The sequence below is a fragment of the Pseudarthrobacter phenanthrenivorans genome (assembly GCF_036455295.1).
Taxonomy (GTDB): domain Bacteria; phylum Actinomycetota; class Actinomycetes; order Actinomycetales; family Micrococcaceae; genus Arthrobacter; species Arthrobacter phenanthrenivorans_C.
Map to the genome: position 1 here is coordinate 487406 of NZ_JAYXNX010000001.1, position 18913 is coordinate 506318.

Sequence of the window (18913 nt, forward strand, 5' to 3'; positions counted from 1 at the left end):
TAGGGCGGCCCGGTGGCTCAGCCGAACAGGACCGCGGCCTCGTCATAGCGGTTCTGCGGGACGGTCTTCAGCTGGCCCAGGGCTTCCTCGAAAGCCACGTGCCGGATGTCGGTGCCCTTCAGCGCCACCATGGTGCCCCAGTAGCCTTCAACCACTGAGTCGATGGCGGCCATGCCAAGCCGGGTAGCCAGAACCCGGTCGAAGGCGGAGGGGACGCCGCCGCGCTGGATGTGGCCCAGGATGGTGGCACGCGTTTCGATGCCGGTCCTTGCCTCCAGCTCGGGGGCCAACTGGTCGGCGATGCCGCCCAGGCGCGGCCGGCCGAACGTGTCCAGGCCGCGCTCGGAGTGCGGGCTTTCCATGTGCTCCGGCACGAAGCCTTCGGCCACCACCACCAACGGCGCGCGGCCGCGGGCGTGGGCTTCCTTGACCCAGTCGGTGATCTGCTCGATGCTGACCTTTTGCTCCGGAATGAGGATGGCGTGAGCGCCGGCGGCCATGCCCGCGTGCAGGGCAATCCAGCCCACGTGGCGGCCCATGACTTCAGCGATCATGCAGCGGTGGTGGGACTCGCCAGTGGTACGGAGCCGGTCGATTGCTTCGGTGGCGATCTGCACGGCGGTGTCGAAACCGAAGGTGTAGTCGGTGGCGTCAAGGTCGTTGTCCACCGTCTTGGGGACGCCCACGATCTTGAGGCCGGCGTCGGTCAGGCGCTTGGCCGCTGCCAGGGTCCCCTCACCGCCGATGGCGATGATGGCATCGATGCCCAGCCGGTCCATGTGGGCTTTGATGGCCTCGGGTCCGCCGCCGTTTTCGAACGGGTTGGTGCGGGACGTGCCCAGGATGGTGCCGCCCTGCTTGGCAATGCCGCGGACCATGGTGCGGGGGATCTCGATGATGTCGCCCTCCACCACGCCGCGCCAGCCGTCACGGAATCCGACGAATTCCTGGCCATGGACGGCGATGCCCTTCAATACTGCGCCTCGGATAACGGCGTTCAGGCCGGGGCAGTCGCCACCGCTGGTGAGGATTCCAATTTTCATGTTCGGCTCAAATCCTGGGAAGAAGGTTTACAGGCAGAGCGCCACGCTGAGCTCACCTAGAAGTGTAATGGGGTGTGTGGGGTACGACACAAACCGGTTACATGCGGCCCCCGGCAGGAAACGGAATCAGGGCAGCCAAAAGCCCCCACCGGATGAACGGATTCACGGGCGGGGGCTTTGGGCTGCCGGCGGGAGCCGGACGGGTCAGCGACCGAGTGAGCGGCGGTCCAGGAACGTCTGCAGCGGGATCTCGTTGCGCTGGTCCGGGAGGATCACCCACGCCAGGACGTAGAAGACGAAGGCCGGCCCCGGAAGCAGGGCGAAGAGCAGGAAGGCGATACGGACAAAAGCTACGTCCACGTTGAGCTTGGCAGCGATGCCGCCGCAGACCCCGCCAAGCCACCGCTCCGGGCCGCGCTTCAGGCCAAGGCCCCTGACAATGCTGAAGAACTTATCCATGGTTCAAGACTTCCCTGTCGTCGGTTGGTTGTCACGTTTCCGGGCTGAGAGCAGGCCGCCCACCACCAGGGCCAGGCCCGCCCCAATCATCAATCCGATCAGGACGTAGGTGCCGTTAAGGGTGACGATGCCCAACTGCGCCACGATGATCAGCACCGCCAGCGCCAGGACGATCAGTCCCCACACCACCGTCCCCACCCTGGCAGGTGCCCTGCCCCCAAGGTCCTGGTCCGCCGTCGTCGGAATGTTGCTGCGGTCCATGTCAGTTGCCTTCCTGGATGGTGACGTTGCTGAAGGTTCCGTCGATCTGCACTACCAAGTGGTTGCCCGGTTTGTCCGTGTTGTAGGTGCTCTCGCGGGTGGTGGTGCCGCCGCGTTGGCCGCTTGGCTCGTTCAGGTTGCCCATGGTCATGTCCGCCTTGATGTCCACGGGCACGTTTCGGGGGATTACCACCGTTACGTTGCTGGCTGTGATGTCCAGCGGCACCACGACGTCGGAGCTCAGGGGGGCGCTCGGGGAGAGGTCCGTGAGGTTCACGGTTCCCCGCCCGGCGGTGATGTCCATACCTCCGCGCGCCTCCTCAATTCCGGCCGGGCTCCAGTCCACCTGCTGGAACCGCATCCGGCCGTCGTTCAGGGTGTTGTAGATACCGCCGGTGACCAGTGCTATCACTGCGAACAGGCTCAGGATGCCGGCGGTCCGTCCGCGGAAACCTGCCACCAGGATGCCCAGGCCAAGGACTGCGGCCCCGCTGGCCCACACAATGGCGTTGGCCGAGCCGCCCAGGTTGATGATGTTTGCGGCGTCCAGTGCCTTCAGTCCGCCACCCACCACCAGGGCAGCGCCGGTTGCGATGGCCGCGGCGGGTGCGCCCGGACCAGCCGGCCGCGGCTTCGGCTGCCGGGGCGGGACCCATGGAGCGGGGTAGCTGCTCACGTCAGGCGCCCCGTTGCCCGGGCCGCCAAACCCGGCGCCGGCGGGAGGCCCATAGCCGCCGTCTGTGCCCGCTCCGCTGCCGGGCGCTCCGTACGGAGGCGATGCTGGACGCCCGGGGGCCGGTGCGGAAGCCGTGCCGGTGGAAAATGCCGAGGCGGCTCCTGTTCCCGGGCGTCCCGCAGGATAGGTGGCCCGGGGTGGAACCGAATGGCCTGCCATGGTGGGATGTGCCTTGTTTCGCTGCGTCAGGTAGTAGATGAGGTAGATGGCGCCGCCCACCCAGAAGACGGTCCACAGCAGGCCGCTCAGGCCGTTATTGCTCCAGCCCCAATAGCCCCCGCCCAGGCCGGTGAGGCCCAGGACTGTGGCGATAAGGGCTCCAGTCATGCCGCTCGACCAGCGGCCCGCGCCGGCCTCCTGGACGTGGATCCGGCCGTCGGGTTCCGGCAGGAGGGCCCATGCAAGGCCGTACAGGAGTACGCCGATGCCGGCAAGGAGGGTCAGGACGATCGCGGCGCCGCGGATGATGACCGGATCAACGTTGAGCCGGTGGGCGATGCCGCTGCAAACGCCGCCGATCCACCGGTCGTTTCCCCGGTGAATGCCGTGGCTGCGGACCCAGCCGAAGAAATCGGTGGAGGCCGCAGGCGCCGGGCCGTCCTGGAAGCCGTGATTCGCGCCGGGACCGGCTTCCTGGCCGCCAGGTGCTGCCTCCGGTCCGGCTGCCTCCGGTCCGGGGGCGGGGTGTTCCGGGGCGGAGGAGGGGAGCTGGCCGGAGGGCCGGAGCGGCTCAGTGGGAGGCTGGCTTCCCGGAGCGGGCAGCGGGCCGGACGGTTCGTCGTCGGAGGGAGGGATCTGCGAGTTCATACCTCGATCCTCCGTCCACCCCCACCGGGCCCTCTATTGGGGGAAACCCTGAACGGTCCCTGAGCCGTCCCCGGGAAGGGCCTGGATCCGGCCCGGTCAACCCTGATCCATGTTTGGATTGATCCATGACCACCCTCCCGGTACGCCCGCCCCTGGCGAGGAGCAGCGACCGTATCATTGCGGGCGTCTGCTCCGGGCTGGCCGCGCACCTGGGCTGGCCGGTAAGGAACGTCCGGTTGGCCATGGTCCTCGCCGCCTTCGCGGGAGGGGCAGGCCTGGTCTTCTACGCGTGGCTCTGGATTATGGTGCCTACCGCCGACGAGGCAGCACGTCGCAATGCCCGCCGGCCGGCGTCGCCCATTGCCCCCGCTGTGAGCCAGCCGGGGCAGGGCCAGGCCGTTCAGGCCCCGTCGCCTCAGCGGACGGCGCCCGACCCCGGCATCCCCGCAGGTGCCAACGGTCCGGCGCCCGACGCCGGCAACGACCAGGATCCGGGCGCGGAGGCGGCCCATCCACCTTGGTTCCGGGCCAGCGGGATGCGCTATGGCAAGGAGATCCTCCTGGGCTGCGGGCTGCTGCTGGTGGCCGGCATCATGGTGGCGCAGATGCTGGGTGTTGATGTCTCGCTGGGGACACTGATCCCCGCGGCCGCGGTGCTGAGCGGGGCCTCGATCGCCTGGATGCAGCTGGATGAAACCCGGCGTGCCGGGCTGGTGGATAAGACCAAGGCTGACCAGGCCGGCGGATGGGGTCGGCTTGCCGCCGGCCTGGCCCTGGTAGTGGCCGGTGTCCTGGTGATGGTGTCCGGTTCCGGATCGTGGGAACAGACCTGGCTTGCGCTGCTGGCATCGGTTGCCGTGCTGGGTGGTGTGGTGCTGGTCCTGTTGCCATGGGCGCTGAAATTTTGGCGGGACCTGGAGGCCGAGCGCGCGGGGCGGATCCGGGAGACGGAGCGGGCGGAGATCGCCGCCCACCTGCACGATTCCGTGCTGCAGACGCTTGCCTTGATCCAGCGGCGCGCCGGCAACGAGCACGACGTCGTCCGCCTGGCCCGTGCCCAGGAACGCGAGCTGCGCGGCTGGCTGTTCCAGGATCCGGGCCGGGAATGCGGGCAGCTTTCCGACCGCGTCAAGGCAGTTGCCGCCGAAGTGGAGGACCTGCTCGGCAATGCCGTGGAGGTTGTCACCGTTGGCGACGCCGCCATGAATGAGGCCAGCGAAGCCCTGGTCCAGGCGGCCCGGGAAGCCATGCTCAATGCCTCACGGCACGGGGGCGGGACGGTTTCGGTCTACCTTGAGGCATCGAACGGGCAGGCGGAAATCTTCATCAAGGACAGGGGACCCGGTTTCGAGCTGGGCGACGTGCCGCCGGACCGGCTGGGCGTGCGCGAATCGATCATCGGCAGGATGAAACGGCACGGGGGCTCCGCGGCAATCCTCAGCACCGGGGACGGTACGGAAGTCCGGCTAAGGCTGCCTGCAGCAGCGGAACATGCGGAAGGGAAATCATGAACATGACCCAGGGGACAGGCCCCGGAAGCACCCGGCCGGCCAATTCCGTGCGGGTGGTCATCGTGGACGACCACGCCATCTTCAGGTCCGGGCTTAAGGCGGACCTCGACACCAGCATCCACGTGGTGGGGGAGGCGGCAACGGTGGAGCAGGCCATCGCCGTGATTGCGGAACAGCGCCCCGACGTCGTCCTCCTGGATGTGCATCTGCCCGGCGGTCTGGGCGGCGGCGGCCGCGAGGTCATCGCAGGGTCCACGGCCCTGCTGTCCACCACGCGTTTCCTGGCGCTGAGCGTCTCGGACGCGGCGGAGGACGTTGTGGCAGTGATCCGCGCCGGGGCGCGCGGCTACGTCACCAAGACCATTTCCGGCGCCGAGATCACTGATGCCGTGCACCGCGTGGCCGGTGGCGACGCGGTCTTCTCGCCCCGCCTTGCCGGCTTCGTCCTCGACGCCTTCGGCACGGCCCCCGCAGATATTGCCGACGACGAGCTGGACAAGCTCTCGGCCCGGGAACTGGAGGTTATGCGGCTCATCGCCCGGGGGTACAGCTACAAGGAGGTGGCCAAGGAACTCTTTATCAGCATCAAGACCGTGGAAACGCACGTATCGGCCGTGCTGCGCAAGCTCCAGCTCTCCAGCCGGCATGAGCTCACCAAATGGGCCGCGGAGCGCCGCCTCCTCTAAACCCAAAGATGCTCCATCACTTTTGGTTCCTATAACCCCTCTTTAGGAACCAAAAGTGATGGAGCATCTTGTGATGGGGCGTTACTGGGCCTTGCCCAGGAAATCCTGCAGGCGCTGGACGCCGGTGGCCAGGTCCTCATCGCCCAGGGCGTAGGAGAGGCGCAGGTAGCCGGAGGGGCCGAAAGCCTCGCCGGGAACCACTGCCACCTCAACCTCGTCGAGGATCAGCGAGGCCAGCTCAGCGGAGGTTTGCGGGGTGGCGGTGCCGGACGCAGTCGGGAATTCCTTGCCCAGCAGCGCCCGCACGTCCGCGTACACGTAGAAGGCGCCCTTCGGCGTCGGGCATTCCACGCCCTCGATCGCGTTCAGGCCCGCGACGATGGCCTTGCGGCGGCGGTCGAACGCAACCTTCATCTCGTCGACGGCGGTCAGCGGGCCGGAGACCGCCGCGAGGGCCGCGATCTGCATGATGTTGGACACGTTGGAGGTGGCGTGGGACTGCAGGTTGGTGGCGGCCTTGATGACGTCGGCCGGGCCGATCATCCAGCCCACGCGCCAGCCGGTCATGGCGTAGGTCTTGGCTACGCCGTTGAGGATGACCACCTTGTCGCCCAGCTCGGGGGCCGCCGTTGCGATGGAGGTGAAGGGGACACCGTCGTAGGTCAGGTGCTCGTAGATTTCGTCCGTCACCACCCACAGGCCCTTGGCCGCGGCCCACTTGCCAATCTCCGCCACCTGTTCAGGGGAGTAGACAGCGCCGGTGGGGTTCGACGGCGAGACGAACAGCAGGATCTTGGTGCGGTCGGTGACGGCTGCTTCGAGCTGTTCCACCGTGACCAGGTAGTCCTGTTCGGGCCCGGCGAAGACCTCCACGGGGACGCCGCCCGCCAGCCGGATGGCCTCCGGGTAGGTGGTCCAGAACGGAGCAGGCACGATGACTTCGTCGCCCGGATCCACAAGGGTGGCGAAGGTGTTGTAAACCGCCTGCTTGCCGCCGTTGGTGACCAGCACCTGGGACGGGTCCACGGTGTAGCCGGAATCGCGCAGGGTTTTCTCGGCAATGGCCTTCTTCAGCTCAGGCAGCCCGCCCGCAGGGGAGTAGCGGTGGTACTTGGGCTGGCCTGCAGCCTCGATGGCGGCCTTGACGATGTAGTCCGGCGTGGGAAAGTCGGGTTCGCCCGCGCCAAAGCCAATAACCGGCCGGCCAGCTGCCTTGAGCGCCTTGGCCTTGGCATCAACGGCCAGGGTTGCGGATTCGGCAATTGCGGAAATGCGTTGGGAAACGCGGGCGGCAGACATGGCAGGTCCGTTCTTCGCTTGCAGCCGGGATGGCTGGAATGTGGGATTCGACGAGTTCTACTCTATGCTGTTCACCGGACCCTCCGGGATGCCGGTTTTGATTTATGACTGCCCAGCGCAGCAGGTTTCAGGCCGGACTCCAGATGGGCCGGCCGGGCCGGTTTTACCTACGCGGACTTCTTGCGTAGACTGGTTCACCGGTGTTGAAACACGGATGATGGCGTGCGCCCCAGTTCAAGCTGGGTGTTGGGCCGTCAAAGAGTGGATTTCACTCCATAGGGTAGTGGCGCAATTGGTAGCGCAGCGGTCTCCAAAACCGCAGGTTGCAGGTTCGAGTCCTGTCTGCCCTGCGCAAGCTGCTCCGGGCGAAAGCCCGGGGCAGGCGCAGCAACCATGGTTCTGATCAGGGCCGGGTAATCCACCATTGCAAAGATGAGCGAGGACCAGGTGACCGAAACAGCTGCCAGCAGCTCCAAGGGCCGCCCAGCTAAGAAGGAAGCCAAGGCAAACTTCTTCGCCCGCATTGCACTCTTTGTCCGCCAGATCATTGGCGAACTGAAGAAGGTTGTTGCCCCCACCCGCAAGGAACTGATCAACTACACGCTCGTGGTGCTGGTGTTCGTGGCCATCATGATGGTCATCGTCAGCCTGCTGGACATTGGTTTCGGAACCGCTGTCGGCTGGGTCTTCGGCGGTACCGGCCCCACGGACCACTAGGGCTGGACGGTCCGCAGGCCGCGTGTTTCCCCGGGAAACCGGAAGGAAGCGCCGGTGTGCGGAATTGAGCCATTTAAATAGGCATGTTAGGCAATGAGGAAGCAGGAGACCAAGTGTCTGAGCAGGAGCTCGAGGTAACCGAGACTGGGTTGGAAGAATCCCAGGACGTCACGGCGGAAGCCGGTGAAGAGTCCGAGGTTGAGTCCTCCGCGCCCGAGTCCGATGACGCCGCCTCCGACGATGCAGAGGCATCCGAAGCCGACTCAGCGGATGTCGATGGCGAAGAGACCGACGCCCTTGCCGCAGCGGCAGCCACGGCAGCCGCGGACCCCGCAGAGGAGTTCAAGGCCAAACTGCGCCGCCAGGAGGGTGACTGGTACGTCATCCACTCCTACGCCGGTTACGAGAACCGCGTGAAGGCCAACCTTGAGACCCGCATCCAGACCCTGGACATGGAAGATTACATCTTCGAAATCCAGGTGCCCATGGAAGAAGTCGTGGAGATCAAGAACGCCCAGCGCAAGGTGATCAACCGCGTCCGCATCCCCGGCTACGTCCTGGTCCGCATGGACCTGACCGACGCCTCCTGGGGCGCCGTCCGCCACACCCCCGGCGTCACCGGATTCGTGGGCAATGCCCACAACCCGGTCCCGCTGCGCCTGGACGAGGTCTTCTCCATGCTCGCCCCCGTCTTCGAAGAGGAGCAGGCCGAGAAGGGCAAGCCGGTCAACAAGCAGAACCAGGTTCCCGTGGCTGTCGACTTCGAGGTGGGCGAGTCCGTCATCGTCAAGGAAGGCCCGTTCGAGACCCTTCCCGCCACGATCTCCGAGATCAAGCCCGAGTCCCAGACCCTCGTGGTGCTGGTCTCCATCTTCGAGCGCGAAACGCCTGTCACCCTGGCGTTCAACCAGGTCACCAAGATCTGAGATTCCTAGAATTCGTTCCGGCGCCGCCCGCTTAGCTGCACCGGAACGGCCGGCCGCCTTGCCATGGCGGCCAAAAACCTGAGGCACGCTCCTGTGCCCCAGGACGTTATTGAGAGAAGGACCCTACATTGGCTCCCAAGAAGAAGGTCACCGGCCTCATCAAGCTGCAGATCCAGGCAGGTGCCGCCAACCCGGCTCCGCCGATCGGTCCTGCGCTTGGCCAGCACGGTGTCAACATCATGGAATTCTGCAAGGCGTACAACGCTGCGACGGAAGCCCAGCGCGGAAACGTCATCCCCGTGGAAATCACGGTCTACGAGGACCGTTCCTTCACGTTCATCACCAAGACCCCGCCGGCTGCAGAGCTCATCAAGAAGGCTGCAGGCGTTGCCAAGGGTTCATCCACCCCGCACACCGTCAAGGTTGCCAAGCTGACCCAGGCCCAGGTCAACGAGATCGCCTCCACCAAGATGGAAGACCTCAACGCCACCAGCCTCGAAGGCGCAGCGAAGATCATCGCCGGCACCGCCCGCTCCATGGGCATCACCGTCGAGGGCTAATAGCCCTTACCGCTGTCCAGCGTCAGTGCAATTGACGACGACGGGCGGCACCGCCGGGACACCGGCACCAAAATAATTGAAATGTTGGTCATCCGGCCCGGATAACGAACCGGATCACCGACTGTGGCAGGGCCCAGCGCGGTCCGCAGACCACAACTGCACAAGGAGAAATAAGCAGCATGGCAAAGCGCAGCAAAGCATATGAGGCAGCAGCCGCCAAGATCGATGCGACCAAGCACTACGCACCGTTCGAGGCAGTAACGCTGGCCAAGGACACCAACCCGTCCAAGTTCGACGCCACCGTTGAGGTTGCTTTCCGCCTCGGCGTGGACCCCCGCAAGGCTGACCAGATGGTCCGCGGCACGGTCAACCTGCCCCACGGCACCGGTAAGACCGCCCGCGTCCTGGTCTTCGCCACGGGTGACAAGGCTGAGGCTGCAATCGCAGCCGGCGCCGACTTCGTTGGTTCCGACGACCTGATCGAAAAGATCGCCGGCGGCTGGACCGACTTCGACGCCGCCGTTGCCACCCCTGACCTCATGGGCAAGGTTGGCCGCCTCGGTAAGGTCCTGGGTCCGCGTAACCTGATGCCGAACCCGAAGACGGGCACCGTGACCCCCGACGTCACCAAGGCCGTCAACGACATCAAGGGTGGCAAGATCGACTTCCGCGTCGACAAGCACTCCAACCTGCACTTCATCATCGGCAAGGTTTCCTTCGACGCCGTGAAGCTGGCCGAGAACTACGCAGCAGCACTGGAAGAGGTCCTTCGCCTCAAGCCGTCCGCAGCCAAGGGCCGCTACATCCAGAAGGCCACCGTTGCCACCACGTTCGGCCCGGGCATCTCCGTTGACCCCAACGTCACCAAGGTGCTCACCGAGGCGTAGTCCTCACTGAAGTCCCTGCCCCGGAATTGATTCCCGGAGCACCCGAAGACCGTCCCTGCGCCACCGCGCCGGGGCGGTCTTCTTTTGGTCCCACAGGCGCCGCCGCGCTCGGTTTTGACATGGAATGCCAGCGGAAACCAGCATATGCTGGCCCTAAATACCGCACTCGGATTCAGGCCCGCCGGCTTTGAAGGTGAGCGGCAGAAACAGCTGGGATGATGCCCGAATGGCAATAGACGTGAAGATCGAGCAGCTCTGGATTCCCGACTCACTGGACACCCCGGACGCTGCGGACTTCCTGGCTGCCGTCGAGGTGGGCCGGAAAGTGCGGATGCAGACCTGGGGGAGTGACGACCTCGCTTACGGTCCCATGGAAAAGCTCCTGGAGTTTGAGGACCCGTATGAGCGGCAGCTGATCCTGGTCGCCAGGGTGGACGGCGCCATCGTGGGTACTGTCGACATCGCGTTGCCCCTCACTGATCACCTGGACCTCGCTGAGCTGACCCTGGACATCCTGCCCGAGTTCCAGCGGCAGGGAGTGGGGCGGCGCTTGCTCGAGGCCGCCGAGCAGCTGGCCAGGGGCGAAGGCCGGACCATGATCCTGGTGGACACCAACCATCCGGGCGCCTCGCTGCACGAGTTTGAACAGGCCCAGCTGGTTCCTGGCTCGGGACAGGGGTTTGTGCCGCTGGAAAGCCGCGAGGTGGAGTTCGCACAGAAGACCGGATACACACTTCAGCACATTGAGCAGTTCAGTTCATGCCTCCTGCCGCTGGACACCAAGCTGGTGGCCGACCTCCAGGCCGAAGCGGAGGAAGCGAACAACGGCCGGTACCGGCTCCACCACTGGACCGACAGGTGCCCCGACCGGTGGCTGGAAGCCGTGGCCGTCCTGGAGAACCAGGCGGGGGCTGACGTGGATCCGTCCCTGGATGTGCCGGTTGAGCAGGACATGGTGTTCGACGGCGGCATCCTGCGGGAGGCAGAGGACGTCGCCATTGCGCAGGGCAGGAGAACGGTGGTCACCGCCGTCGAGCACATTGCCACAGGGTCCCTGGTGGGACTGACCACGATCACGGTGCTGGCGCACCGGGCCGATGTAGTCTTCCAGGACGACACCCTGGTGCTGCAGGAGCACCGCGGCAACAAGCTGGGGCTGCTGATCAAGGTGGCGAACATGGTGCGGCTCAGCGAACAGTTCCCGGACGCCCGCATCATCTACACCTGGAACGCCCCTGAAAACCGTTACCTCCTGACCGTCAACAGGCAGCTTGGGTTCCAGACAGCCGGGGTGACGGGCATCTGGCAGAAGGAACTCCCAACACTGCACACGAGCACCAGCTGAGCCCCGATTTGGCGCAGCGGCAACGCCTCGCGTAAGCTGGGAGTACCAAAGACCGTCGGTTGTTGGAAATCCACTCTCCTGAGCATGGCTCAACTCTGCAGATATGCGCGGGGGATTCCAGTGGTTTTCCGGACGAAGGACCCTCAACGCAGGGCGGCCGGCGCAGGTGAACGAAGCAAAGCTCCACGGTAAAGCCGTGTTGAGCCAAGCCCCGTGCATCTGCGCGGGGCGTTTTTAGTTTTAGCTCTCTTGAGCGGGGACCGTCGAATACCGGCACTATCCCCGGAAGGAGGGTTATGGCAACGCCTACCAAGGTTTCAGCAGTAGCTGAGATCACTAACGATTTCAAGGAATCGAACGCCGCTGTCCTGACCGAATACCGCGGGCTCACCGTTGCACAGCTCAAGCAGCTGCGTGTTTCTCTCGGCCAGGACACCAAGTTCGCGGTCGTCAAGAACACCCTGACCGCCATTGCAGCCAAGGAAGCCGGCGTCGAAGCATTCGACGGCCAGCTTGCCGGCCCCACTGCAATCGCGTTCATCAAGGGTGACGCAGTTGCCGCTGCCAAGAGCCTGACGGATTTTGCCAAGGCCAACAAGCAGCTGGTCATCAAGACCGGTTACTTCGAGGGCAAGGCGCTGGACGCCACCGAGGTTGCAGCCCTGGCTGCCCTCGAGTCCCGTGAGCTGCAGCTCGCCAAGGTTGCAGGTGTCCTCAAGGCGCCCGCCGCCGCAGCTGCCCGCATCATCGACGCACTGCGCCTCAAGCTTGAAGAAGAGAACGGTGCACCGGCAGCTGCCGAAGCGCCTGCCGCTGAAGAAGCTCCCGCCGCTGAAGCCGAGGCACCCGCCGAGGCTCCGGCTGCCGAAGAGAACTAATTCTCTTACCCCCACCAGACTCCGGTGCCGGAACGGCCACGCGCCGTTCGGACACCAACAACAGGAAGGACGCCTACCATGGCGAAGCTCAGCAACGAAGAGCTCATTGAAGCTTTCAAGGAACTGACCATCATCGAGCTCTCCGAGTTCGTCAAGCTCTTCGAAGAGACCTTCGAAGTTACCGCTGCTGCTGTAGCTGTTGCCGGCCCCGCTGCCGGTGGCGCTGCTGAAGAGGCTGAAGAGAAGACTGACTTCGATGTCATCCTCGAATCTGCCGGCGACAAGAAGATCGCGGTCATCAAGGAAGTTCGGGCCATCACCTCCCTCGGCCTCAAGGAAGCCAAGGACCTGGTTGACAGCGCCCCCAAGGCTGTTCTCGAAGGCGCCAACAAGGAAGCTGCCGAGAAGGCCAAGGAGCAGCTCGAGGCTGCAGGCGCCACCGTTACCCTCAAGTAACAACGCCTTTTCCTCAGGAAACCCCGTCCACTTCGGTGGGCGGGGTTTCCTGCTTTTAAGGGACTTTGGGGTTTCAGACCGGTTCGCTGATGTCCGCCACCACGGCGTCCAGGGCTGCGGTCAGAGCATCGGCGTCAACAAAGGCGCTGTAGCCGTGGGCGCCAGCGCCCATGGAGATGCGGCGCCCTGTGATGGTGGCGTCGGCGTAGACCGGCCAATCCGTGGTACTGCCGAGCGGGGTGATGGTGCCGCGCTCATAGCCTGTCGCTTCCAGGGCGGTCCCGGCGGGCGGGAGGGAGAGCTTGTTCACGCCCACCAGGGCACGGAGCTTTGGCCAGGAAATCTGGCGGTCGCCTGGGATCAGGGCGAACAGGAAGGTCCCGTCCTTGTGTTTGACCACGAGGGACTTGACGATGTCCGCCGGCCTGATGCCCAGGATCTCCGCTGCCTCGTCAAGGCTTCGCGCAGCAGGCCGCTCCACCACTTCCACCTTCAGGCCGCGGGCCTGGGCGTCGGCCAGGAACCGTTCCCGACCGGCGCCGCCGATGCCATTTCCGGCTGAGTCCGCCATCAGTCGCGGTACAGCAGGAGGGCCTCGCCCTGCCCGCCCCCGCCGCAGAGGGATACTGCCGCCTTACCGGTTCCCCGCCGCCTGAGCTCATGGGCGGCATGCGCGGCCAGGCGTGCCCCCGAGGCTCCAATGGGATGCCCCAGGGCGATGGCGCCGCCGTGGATGTTGCACTTCTCCAGGGGGTAGTCGAGGTCCTTGAGGGACTGCACGGCAACGGACCCGAAAGCCTCGTTGATCTCGATGAAGTCAAGGTCCGCCGTGCTCCAGCCTGCTTTGCCGAGGGCATTCATGATCGCGTTGGACGGCTGCGAATGGAGGGTGTTGTCCGGTCCCGCAACCTGCCCCGGCTTGCCCACCACGGCCAGGTATTCCAGGCCGTGCTCTTCCGCATAACCGCGTGACGCGAGGACCAGGGCGGCAGCACCGTCGGACAGGGGAGAGGAGTTGCCAGCCGTGATGGTGCCGTCGGTGACGAACGCTGCACGCAGGCCTGCCAGCGATTCAACTGACGTGTTGGGACGGACCCCCTCGTCGGTGTCGACCACCAGGGGCTCACCCTTCCGCTGCTTGACGCTGATGGGTGCGATCTCGCCGTCGAATGTTCCGTTCTTTGCCGCCAGCGCAGCCCGCTGGTGGGACTGGGCCGCAACGTTGTCCTGGGACGCGCGGTCGATACCCAGGGTGAGGTTCCGGGTCTCCGTTGACAGGCCCATGGACTGTCCGTCGAAGGCATCGGTCAGGCCGTCATGGGCCGCCGCGTCCAGCGCCTGGATGGACCCATAGGTCCACCCTTGGCGGGATCCGGGGAGCAGGTGCGGTGCGCGGCTCATCGATTCCTGGCCGCCCGCCACCACCACCGAAGCCTCCCCGGCGCGGATCATCCGGGCGGCGTCAATCACCGCCGTCAGGCCGGAAAGGCACACCTTGTTGACTGTCACCGCAGGGACGTTCCAGCCGATGCCTGCGCCGATGGCGCTTTGCCGTGCGGGATTCTGACCCGCACCCGCCTGGAGCACCTGGCCCACGATCACGGCCTCGACGTCGGCGGCGTCCACACCGCTGGCCGACAATGCGGCCTTGATGGCATGGGCCCCCAGGTCCACTGCTGTGAGGCTGGAAAGTTGGCCGTTGATCCGGCCCTGCGGAGTCCGCGCGGCCCCGACGATGACAACGTCATTGCTGTCTGGAGAGTTGGCCATGGTTCCCACTTTCAGTCCGGTTCCGTTGTAAGCCACCAAGGCTATCGTGAGCCTGGTCACCCAACTATTCAAACGCTGGAACCGCTATGTGCATTCCATGGCCAGGGGGGGGCTCCCCATCGCCGCGGTTGTGCACGACGGCGGCTGCCTGCGTAGGGTGGACGGCGAGGCTTTGCAGGGGGACAACCAGGTCCGGGCCGGGACGGAGCGGCAATCGTGGAGAAGGTACGCACAGCGGCGGTCATCGCCGCCATGACGGTTCTGGCGTGCGGCGCCGTGTCAGGCTGCTCGGTGTCCACGCCGGCACCCGCAGACTCCGGGCGGCCCACCATGTCCCCTTCCGCCCCGGCCCCCAAGGCGGAAAGCAGCAGCCCTGCAGCCGGGGGCACCGTGAGCCAGGATGCCGGGAGCCAAGGTGCCGTGGCGGCCGCCGGAACCAAAGAGGCCTGCGAACTCTTCAACAAGCTGGTGGCCGACTACGGAGCCGTCCCGCCTGCCGACTCCAACGGCTATGAGGAGGTCTACCGGAAGGCCCAGGACGCCAAGGACACTGTGTCCGGGGACCTGCGGGGGCTGTTCACTTCGCTGGGCCTGTTGGCCCTGGACCGCTCCACCGGGGCGGAGGCCGGGGGCAAGCCGGCACAGGCCTCCCAGGACGCGGTCCGGGATGCGGTGTTCGCGAATGCCGGCGCCTGCACAGCGGCGGGCGTGACGCTTCGGCTCTAGGGTGCGGCGGGTCACTGGCGGCCCAAAATCACGTGCTTGCAATCCAGCCGGTTGTGGGGTAGACACGTAGGTTATTTTGCCGTATCGTAGATATTTGCGTCTTCCCTGTTTACCTTCAGCCTTCATATAGCGGTGGGCTTTGCCCGGCAGCTGGCAATCAACGTGCCGTAACCACGGTCACAGCATAGCCAGTTCCGGGCCCCGGGTCATATAGCGGAACCGGATGGTAGCGCTGCGGAGTCACTTCGCAGGGTGCACAGCGGGGGAGATCTGAAAACGCCTGAAGGTCTGTGGAAGGATCCCTCTTGGTCGCCTCGAGCACCTCTAATAACGAAACCGCTAACACTGCCGACAGCACTGATGGTGCCACTCGCCGGCTCTCATTCGCAAAGATTCACGAACCCCTTGACGTTCCGAATCTGCTTGCCCTGCAGACGGACAGCTTTGACTGGCTGGTCGGCAATGAGCGCTGGCAGGCACGCGTGGCAAAGGCTGTCGAAGAAAACGATCTCAGCGTCGCCACCACGTCCGGCCTGTCGGACATCTTCGAAGAGATCTCCCCGATCGAGGACTTCCAGGGCACCATGTCCCTGAGCTTCTCCGATCCGGAGTTCGCTGACCCCAAGTACACCATGGCTGAGTGCAAGGACCGGGACGCCACCTACTCGGCTCCGCTGTACGTCAAGGCCGAGTTCATGAACAACAACACGGGCGAAATCAAGCAGCAGACCGTGTTCATGGGTGACTTCCCCCTGATGACCGAGAAGGGCACCTTCGTCGTCAACGGCACCGAGCGTGTCGTCGTCTCCCAGCTGGTCCGTTCGCCGGGCGCCTACTTCGAGCGCGCCGCCGACAAGACCAGCGACAAGGACATCTTCACCGCGAAGATCATCCCGTCCCGCGGTGCATGGTTCGAGCTCGAGATCGACAAGCGCGACCAGGTCGGTGTCCGCCTCGACCGCAAGCGCAAGCAGTCCGTCACGGTCCTGCTGAAGGCCCTGGGCTGGACCGAAGGCCAGATCCTCGAAGAGTTCGGCCAGTACGACTCCATGCGGGCAACCTTGGAGAAGGACGCCACCGAAACCCGCGAAGACGCCCTGCTGGACATCTACCGCAAGCTGCGTCCGGGCGAGCCGCCCACCGTCGAGGCTGCCCAGTCCCTGCTGGACAACCTGTACTTCAACTCCAAGCGCTACGATCTGGCCAAGGTTGGCCGCTACAAGATCAACCGCAAGCTTGGCATCGACCGCTCCCTTGGCGACAAGGAAGCCTCTGTCCTGCACGTTGAAGACATCGTCGCCATGATCAAGTTCCTCGTCGCGCTGCATGCCGGCGAGAAGACCATCAAGGGCACCCGCGATGGCCAGGAAGTGGACCTGCGCGTCGAAATCGACGACATCGACCACTTCGGCAACCGCCGCATCCGCGCCGTCGGCGAGCTCATCGAGAACCAGGTCCGCACCGGCCTGTCCCGTATGGAGCGCGTTGTCCGCGAGCGTATGACCACCCAGGACGTCGAGGCCATCACGCCGCAGACCCTGATCAACATCCGCCCCGTGGTCGCAGCCATCAAGGAGTTCTTCGGAACCTCCCAGCTGTCGCAGTTCATGGACCAGAACAACCCGCTGTCGGGCCTGACCCACAAGCGCCGCCTGTCGGCCCTTGGCCCCGGTGGTCTGTCCCGTGACCGCGCCGGCATGGAAGTCCGTGACGTGCACCCGTCCCACTACGGACGTATGTGCCCCATCGAAACTCCTGAAGGCCCGAACATTGGCCTGATCGGTTCGCTGGCATCCTACGGACGCATCAACCCGTTCGGCTTCATCGAGACCCCGTACCGCCTTGTCAAGGACGGCGTCGTGTCCGACGACGTCCAGTACCTCACGGCCGACGACGAGGCTGAAGTGCTGATCGCCCAGGCCAACGCGCCGCTGGACGAGAACAACAAGTTCGCCGAGGACACCGTCCTGGTACGTGCCCGTGGTGGTGGAGGCGAGCCCGTGCTCGTGCCCGCCGAGGACGTCGAGTTCATGGACGTTTCCCCGCGCCAGATGGTGTCTGTGGCTACGGCCCTGATCCCGTTCCTGGAGCACGACGACGCCAACCGCGCACTCATGGGTGCCAACATGCAGCGCCAGGCTGTGCCGCTGGTCCGCTCCGAGGCCCCTGTCGTGGGCACCGGCATGGAGCGCGCCGCAGCCGTCGACGCCGGTGACGTTGTCATCGCCAAGAAGGCCGGTGTGGTCACCGAGGTTTCCGCCGAGCTCGTCATCATGCTCAACGACGACGGCACGGAGACCAACTACCGCATCAACAAGTTCGCCCGCTCCAACCAGGGCAACTGCTACAACCACCGCGTCCTGGTGAACGAAGGTCAGCGCCTGGAAGTCGGCGGCATCATCGCCGACGGCCCGGCAACGGACCAGGGTGAACTGGCACTCGGTAAGAACCTGCTCGTGGCATTCATGTCATGGGAAGGCCACAACTTCGAGGACGCCATCATCCTCTCGCAGCGCATTGTTGCCGAGGACGTCCTTTCCTCCATCCACATCGAGGAGCACGAGATCGATGCCCGCGACACCAAGCTTGGTGCCGAGGAAATCACTCGTGACATCCCCAACGTGTCCGAGGAAGTCCTCGCAGGGCTGGACGAGCGCGGCATCATCCACATCGGTGCCGAGGTTGAAGCAGGGGACATCCTGGTCGGAAAGGTCACCCCGAAGGGTGAAACCGAACTGACCCCGGAAGAGCGCCTGCTGCGCGCCATCTTCGGCGAGAAGTCCCGCGAAGTCCGCGACACATCCCTGAAGGTTCCCCACGGCGAGTCCGGAACCGTCATCGGCGTGCGCGTCTTCGACCGCGACAACGACGACGAGCTCCCCCCGGGCGTCAACCAGCTGGTCCGCGTCTACGTGGCCGCCAAGCGCAAGATCACCGACGGCGACAAGCTCGCCGGCCGCCACGGCAACAAGGGTGTTATCTCCAAGATCCTCCCGATCGAGGACATGCCCTTCCTTGCCGACGGCACCCCCGTTGACATCGTCCTGAACCCGCTGGGTGTTCCGGGCCGTATGAACGTGGGCCAGGTGCTCGAAACCCACCTTGGCTGGGTTGCCAAGACCGGTTGGAAGATCGAAGGCGAGCCCGAATGGGTCAAGCAGCTGCCCAACCTGCCGCGCGAGAGTGGTCCCACCACTGTTGCAACGCCGGTGTTCGACGGCGCCCGCGAAGAGGAAATCACGGGCCTGCTGGATTCCACCAACGTGACCCGCGACGGTGACCGCCTGATCAACTCTTCCGGCAAGACCCGCCTGTTTGACGGCCGCTCCGGCGAGCCGTTCCCGGATCCGATCTCGGTCGGCTACATGTACATCCTGAAGCTCCACCACCTGGTGGACGACAAGATCCACGCACGCTCCACCGGTCCGTACTCCATGATCACGCAGCAGCCGCTGGGTGGTAAGGCACAGTTCGGTGGCCAGCGCTTCGGTGAAATGGAAGTGTGGGCGCTCGAAGCTTACGGCGCCGCTTACACGCTCCAGGAACTCCTCACGATCAAGTCTGACGACATCCACGGTCGTGTGAAGGTCTACGAAGCCATCGTCAAGGGCGAGAACATCCCCGAGCCGGGCGTTCCCGAATCCTTCAAGGTCTTGATCAAGGAAATGCAGTCGCTGTGCCTGAACGTGGAAGTTCTTTCCACGGACGGAACCACGATTGAAATGCGTGACTCTGATGACGCAGTCTTCACGGCTGCGGAGGAACTGGGCATCGATCTGTCTCGTGCAGAGCCCAGCTCCGTAGAAGAGGTCTAGAAGGTAAGCGTTCGACGGCGGGTGCGCACCC

Annotated in this window: 18 protein-coding genes, 1 tRNA gene and 1 pseudogene; 13 read left to right on the forward strand and 7 right to left on the reverse strand. The window is 65.0% G+C overall.

The genetic code is table 11. The annotated features are described in order from the left end of the window. Nucleotides 1-17 precede the first annotated feature (17 nt). The 4 genes from VXJ37_RS02305 to VXJ37_RS02320 all read right to left on the reverse strand — a co-directional run bounded on the left by VXJ37_RS02305 (nucleotide 18) and on the right by VXJ37_RS02320 (nucleotide 3306). Complete coding sequence (locus tag VXJ37_RS02305; protein WP_141942714.1) at nucleotides 18-1043, reverse strand: ATP-dependent 6-phosphofructokinase; 1026 nt, start codon at nucleotides 1041-1043, stop codon at nucleotides 18-20. Nucleotides 1044-1247: 204 nt separating this feature from the next. Then, a complete protein-coding gene (locus VXJ37_RS02310; RefSeq protein ID WP_307304398.1) occupies nucleotides 1248-1502 on the reverse strand; it encodes a PspC domain-containing protein in 255 nt (84 codons plus the stop codon). 3 nt (nucleotides 1503-1505) lie between these two features. Continuing rightward, nucleotides 1506-1763 (reverse strand): hypothetical protein, encoded by a 258-nt coding sequence (locus tag VXJ37_RS02315; protein WP_331321449.1) that lies wholly within the window; start codon nucleotides 1761-1763, stop codon nucleotides 1506-1508. 1 nt (nucleotide 1764) lies between these two features. Beyond that, complete coding sequence (locus VXJ37_RS02320) at nucleotides 1765-3306, reverse strand: PspC domain-containing protein (protein WP_331321450.1); 1542 nt, start codon at nucleotides 3304-3306, stop codon at nucleotides 1765-1767. Nucleotides 3307-3431: 125 nt separating this feature from the next. On the opposite strand from VXJ37_RS02320, the gene VXJ37_RS02325 reads away from it, so the two are divergent. Both VXJ37_RS02325 and VXJ37_RS02330 read left to right on the forward strand, forming a co-directional pair. Further along, complete coding sequence (locus VXJ37_RS02325; protein ID WP_331321451.1) at nucleotides 3432-4817, forward strand: ATP-binding protein; 1386 nt, start codon at nucleotides 3432-3434, stop codon at nucleotides 4815-4817. Next, entirely contained in the window at nucleotides 4814-5503 is a 690-nt protein-coding gene (locus VXJ37_RS02330) for a response regulator transcription factor (protein ID WP_331321452.1), read from the forward strand. The genes VXJ37_RS02325 and VXJ37_RS02330 overlap by 4 nt, the downstream gene beginning before the upstream one ends. 81 nt (nucleotides 5504-5584) lie before the next feature. On the opposite strand, the gene VXJ37_RS02335 is transcribed toward VXJ37_RS02330, so the two are convergent. Beyond that, on the reverse strand, nucleotides 5585-6802 hold the full coding sequence (locus VXJ37_RS02335) for a pyridoxal phosphate-dependent aminotransferase (protein ID WP_331321453.1): 1218 nt from the start codon (nucleotides 6800-6802) through the stop codon (nucleotides 5585-5587). Between the two features lie 277 nt (nucleotides 6803-7079). Here VXJ37_RS02335 and VXJ37_RS02340 point away from each other — a divergent pair. From VXJ37_RS02340 to rplL, 9 genes and pseudogenes are all read left to right on the forward strand, one after another. Next, nucleotides 7080-7152, forward strand: a tRNA-Trp gene (locus VXJ37_RS02340). Between the two features lie 82 nt (nucleotides 7153-7234). Next, nucleotides 7235-7519: a preprotein translocase subunit SecE gene (gene secE, locus VXJ37_RS02345; protein ID WP_141942702.1), complete on the forward strand. Its 285-nt coding sequence runs from the start codon at nucleotides 7235-7237 to the stop codon at nucleotides 7517-7519. 113 nt (nucleotides 7520-7632) lie between these two features. Continuing rightward, on the forward strand, nucleotides 7633-8445 hold the full coding sequence (gene nusG / locus VXJ37_RS02350) for a transcription termination/antitermination protein NusG (protein ID WP_141942700.1): 813 nt from the start codon (nucleotides 7633-7635) through the stop codon (nucleotides 8443-8445). 128 nt (nucleotides 8446-8573) lie between these two features. Next, on the forward strand, nucleotides 8574-9005 hold the full coding sequence (gene rplK, locus VXJ37_RS02355; protein WP_018760472.1) for a 50S ribosomal protein L11: 432 nt from the start codon (nucleotides 8574-8576) through the stop codon (nucleotides 9003-9005). A 179-nt stretch (nucleotides 9006-9184) separates the two neighbouring features. Beyond that, a complete protein-coding gene (rplA, locus tag VXJ37_RS02360; protein ID WP_043456064.1) occupies nucleotides 9185-9892 on the forward strand; it encodes a 50S ribosomal protein L1 in 708 nt (235 codons plus the stop codon). 105 nt (nucleotides 9893-9997) lie between these two features. After that, nucleotides 9998-10111, forward strand: a pseudogene (locus VXJ37_RS02365) (GNAT family N-acetyltransferase); the annotation flags it as partial. Nucleotides 10112-10118: 7 nt separating this feature from the next. Continuing rightward, the gene (locus VXJ37_RS02370) at nucleotides 10119-11237 is read left to right on the forward strand and encodes a GNAT family N-acetyltransferase (protein WP_331321454.1); all 1119 of its coding nucleotides are present in this window, start codon (nucleotides 10119-10121) and stop codon (nucleotides 11235-11237) included. A gap of 296 nt (nucleotides 11238-11533) precedes the next feature. Next, nucleotides 11534-12115: a 50S ribosomal protein L10 gene (rplJ, locus tag VXJ37_RS02375; RefSeq protein ID WP_141942696.1), complete on the forward strand. Its 582-nt coding sequence runs from the start codon at nucleotides 11534-11536 to the stop codon at nucleotides 12113-12115. Nucleotides 12116-12193: 78 nt separating this feature from the next. Then, complete coding sequence (gene rplL, locus VXJ37_RS02380) at nucleotides 12194-12571, forward strand: 50S ribosomal protein L7/L12 (RefSeq protein WP_141942694.1); 378 nt, start codon at nucleotides 12194-12196, stop codon at nucleotides 12569-12571. A gap of 73 nt (nucleotides 12572-12644) precedes the next feature. Here rplL and VXJ37_RS02385 read toward each other — a convergent pair whose 3' ends face one another. Both VXJ37_RS02385 and VXJ37_RS02390 read right to left on the reverse strand, forming a co-directional pair. Further along, nucleotides 12645-13142 carry an aminoacyl-tRNA deacylase gene (locus VXJ37_RS02385; protein WP_331321455.1) on the reverse strand — a complete coding sequence of 166 codons (498 nt, stop codon included), beginning with the start codon at nucleotides 13140-13142 and terminating at the stop codon, nucleotides 12645-12647. After that, a complete protein-coding gene (locus VXJ37_RS02390) occupies nucleotides 13142-14341 on the reverse strand; it encodes an acetyl-CoA C-acetyltransferase (protein ID WP_331321480.1) in 1200 nt (399 codons plus the stop codon). The genes VXJ37_RS02385 and VXJ37_RS02390 overlap by 1 nt, the downstream gene beginning before the upstream one ends. A gap of 216 nt (nucleotides 14342-14557) precedes the next feature. On the opposite strand from VXJ37_RS02390, the gene VXJ37_RS02395 reads away from it, so the two are divergent. Both VXJ37_RS02395 and rpoB read left to right on the forward strand, forming a co-directional pair. Continuing rightward, on the forward strand, nucleotides 14558-15067 hold the full coding sequence (locus VXJ37_RS02395) for a hypothetical protein (protein WP_331321456.1): 510 nt from the start codon (nucleotides 14558-14560) through the stop codon (nucleotides 15065-15067). 305 nt (nucleotides 15068-15372) lie between these two features. After that, nucleotides 15373-18882, forward strand: a complete 3510-nt coding sequence (rpoB, locus tag VXJ37_RS02400) for a DNA-directed RNA polymerase subunit beta (RefSeq protein WP_236799115.1) — start codon at nucleotides 15373-15375, stop codon at nucleotides 18880-18882. The last annotated feature ends 31 nt before the right edge of the window (nucleotides 18883-18913 follow it).

Bases quoted from the DNA above. Each gene is read 5' to 3' on its own strand.
- VXJ37_RS02370 (WP_331321454.1), top strand. From the start codon at position 10,119: ATGGCAATAGACGTGAAGATCGAGCAGCTCTGGATTCCCGACTCACTG.
- VXJ37_RS02385 (WP_331321455.1), bottom strand. From the start codon at position 13,142: ATGGCGGACTCAGCCGGAAATGGCATCGGCGGCGCCGGTCGGGAACGG.
- secE (WP_141942702.1), top strand. From the start codon at position 7,235: ATGAGCGAGGACCAGGTGACCGAAACAGCTGCCAGCAGCTCCAAGGGC.
- VXJ37_RS02310 (WP_307304398.1), bottom strand. From the start codon at position 1,502: ATGGATAAGTTCTTCAGCATTGTCAGGGGCCTTGGCCTGAAGCGCGGC.
- VXJ37_RS02305 (WP_141942714.1), bottom strand. From the start codon at position 1,043: ATGAAAATTGGAATCCTCACCAGCGGTGGCGACTGCCCCGGCCTGAAC.
- rplA (WP_043456064.1), top strand. From the start codon at position 9,185: ATGGCAAAGCGCAGCAAAGCATATGAGGCAGCAGCCGCCAAGATCGAT.
- rplL (WP_141942694.1), top strand. From the start codon at position 12,194: ATGGCGAAGCTCAGCAACGAAGAGCTCATTGAAGCTTTCAAGGAACTG.
- VXJ37_RS02325 (WP_331321451.1), top strand. From the start codon at position 3,432: ATGACCACCCTCCCGGTACGCCCGCCCCTGGCGAGGAGCAGCGACCGT.
- rplJ (WP_141942696.1), top strand. From the start codon at position 11,534: ATGGCAACGCCTACCAAGGTTTCAGCAGTAGCTGAGATCACTAACGAT.
- VXJ37_RS02335 (WP_331321453.1), bottom strand. From the start codon at position 6,802: ATGTCTGCCGCCCGCGTTTCCCAACGCATTTCCGCAATTGCCGAATCC.
- VXJ37_RS02390 (WP_331321480.1), bottom strand. From the start codon at position 14,341: ATGGCCAACTCTCCAGACAGCAATGACGTTGTCATCGTCGGGGCCGCG.
- VXJ37_RS02315 (WP_331321449.1), bottom strand. From the start codon at position 1,763: ATGGACCGCAGCAACATTCCGACGACGGCGGACCAGGACCTTGGGGGC.
- VXJ37_RS02320 (WP_331321450.1), bottom strand. From the start codon at position 3,306: ATGAACTCGCAGATCCCTCCCTCCGACGACGAACCGTCCGGCCCGCTG.
- VXJ37_RS02330 (WP_331321452.1), top strand. From the start codon at position 4,814: ATGAACATGACCCAGGGGACAGGCCCCGGAAGCACCCGGCCGGCCAAT.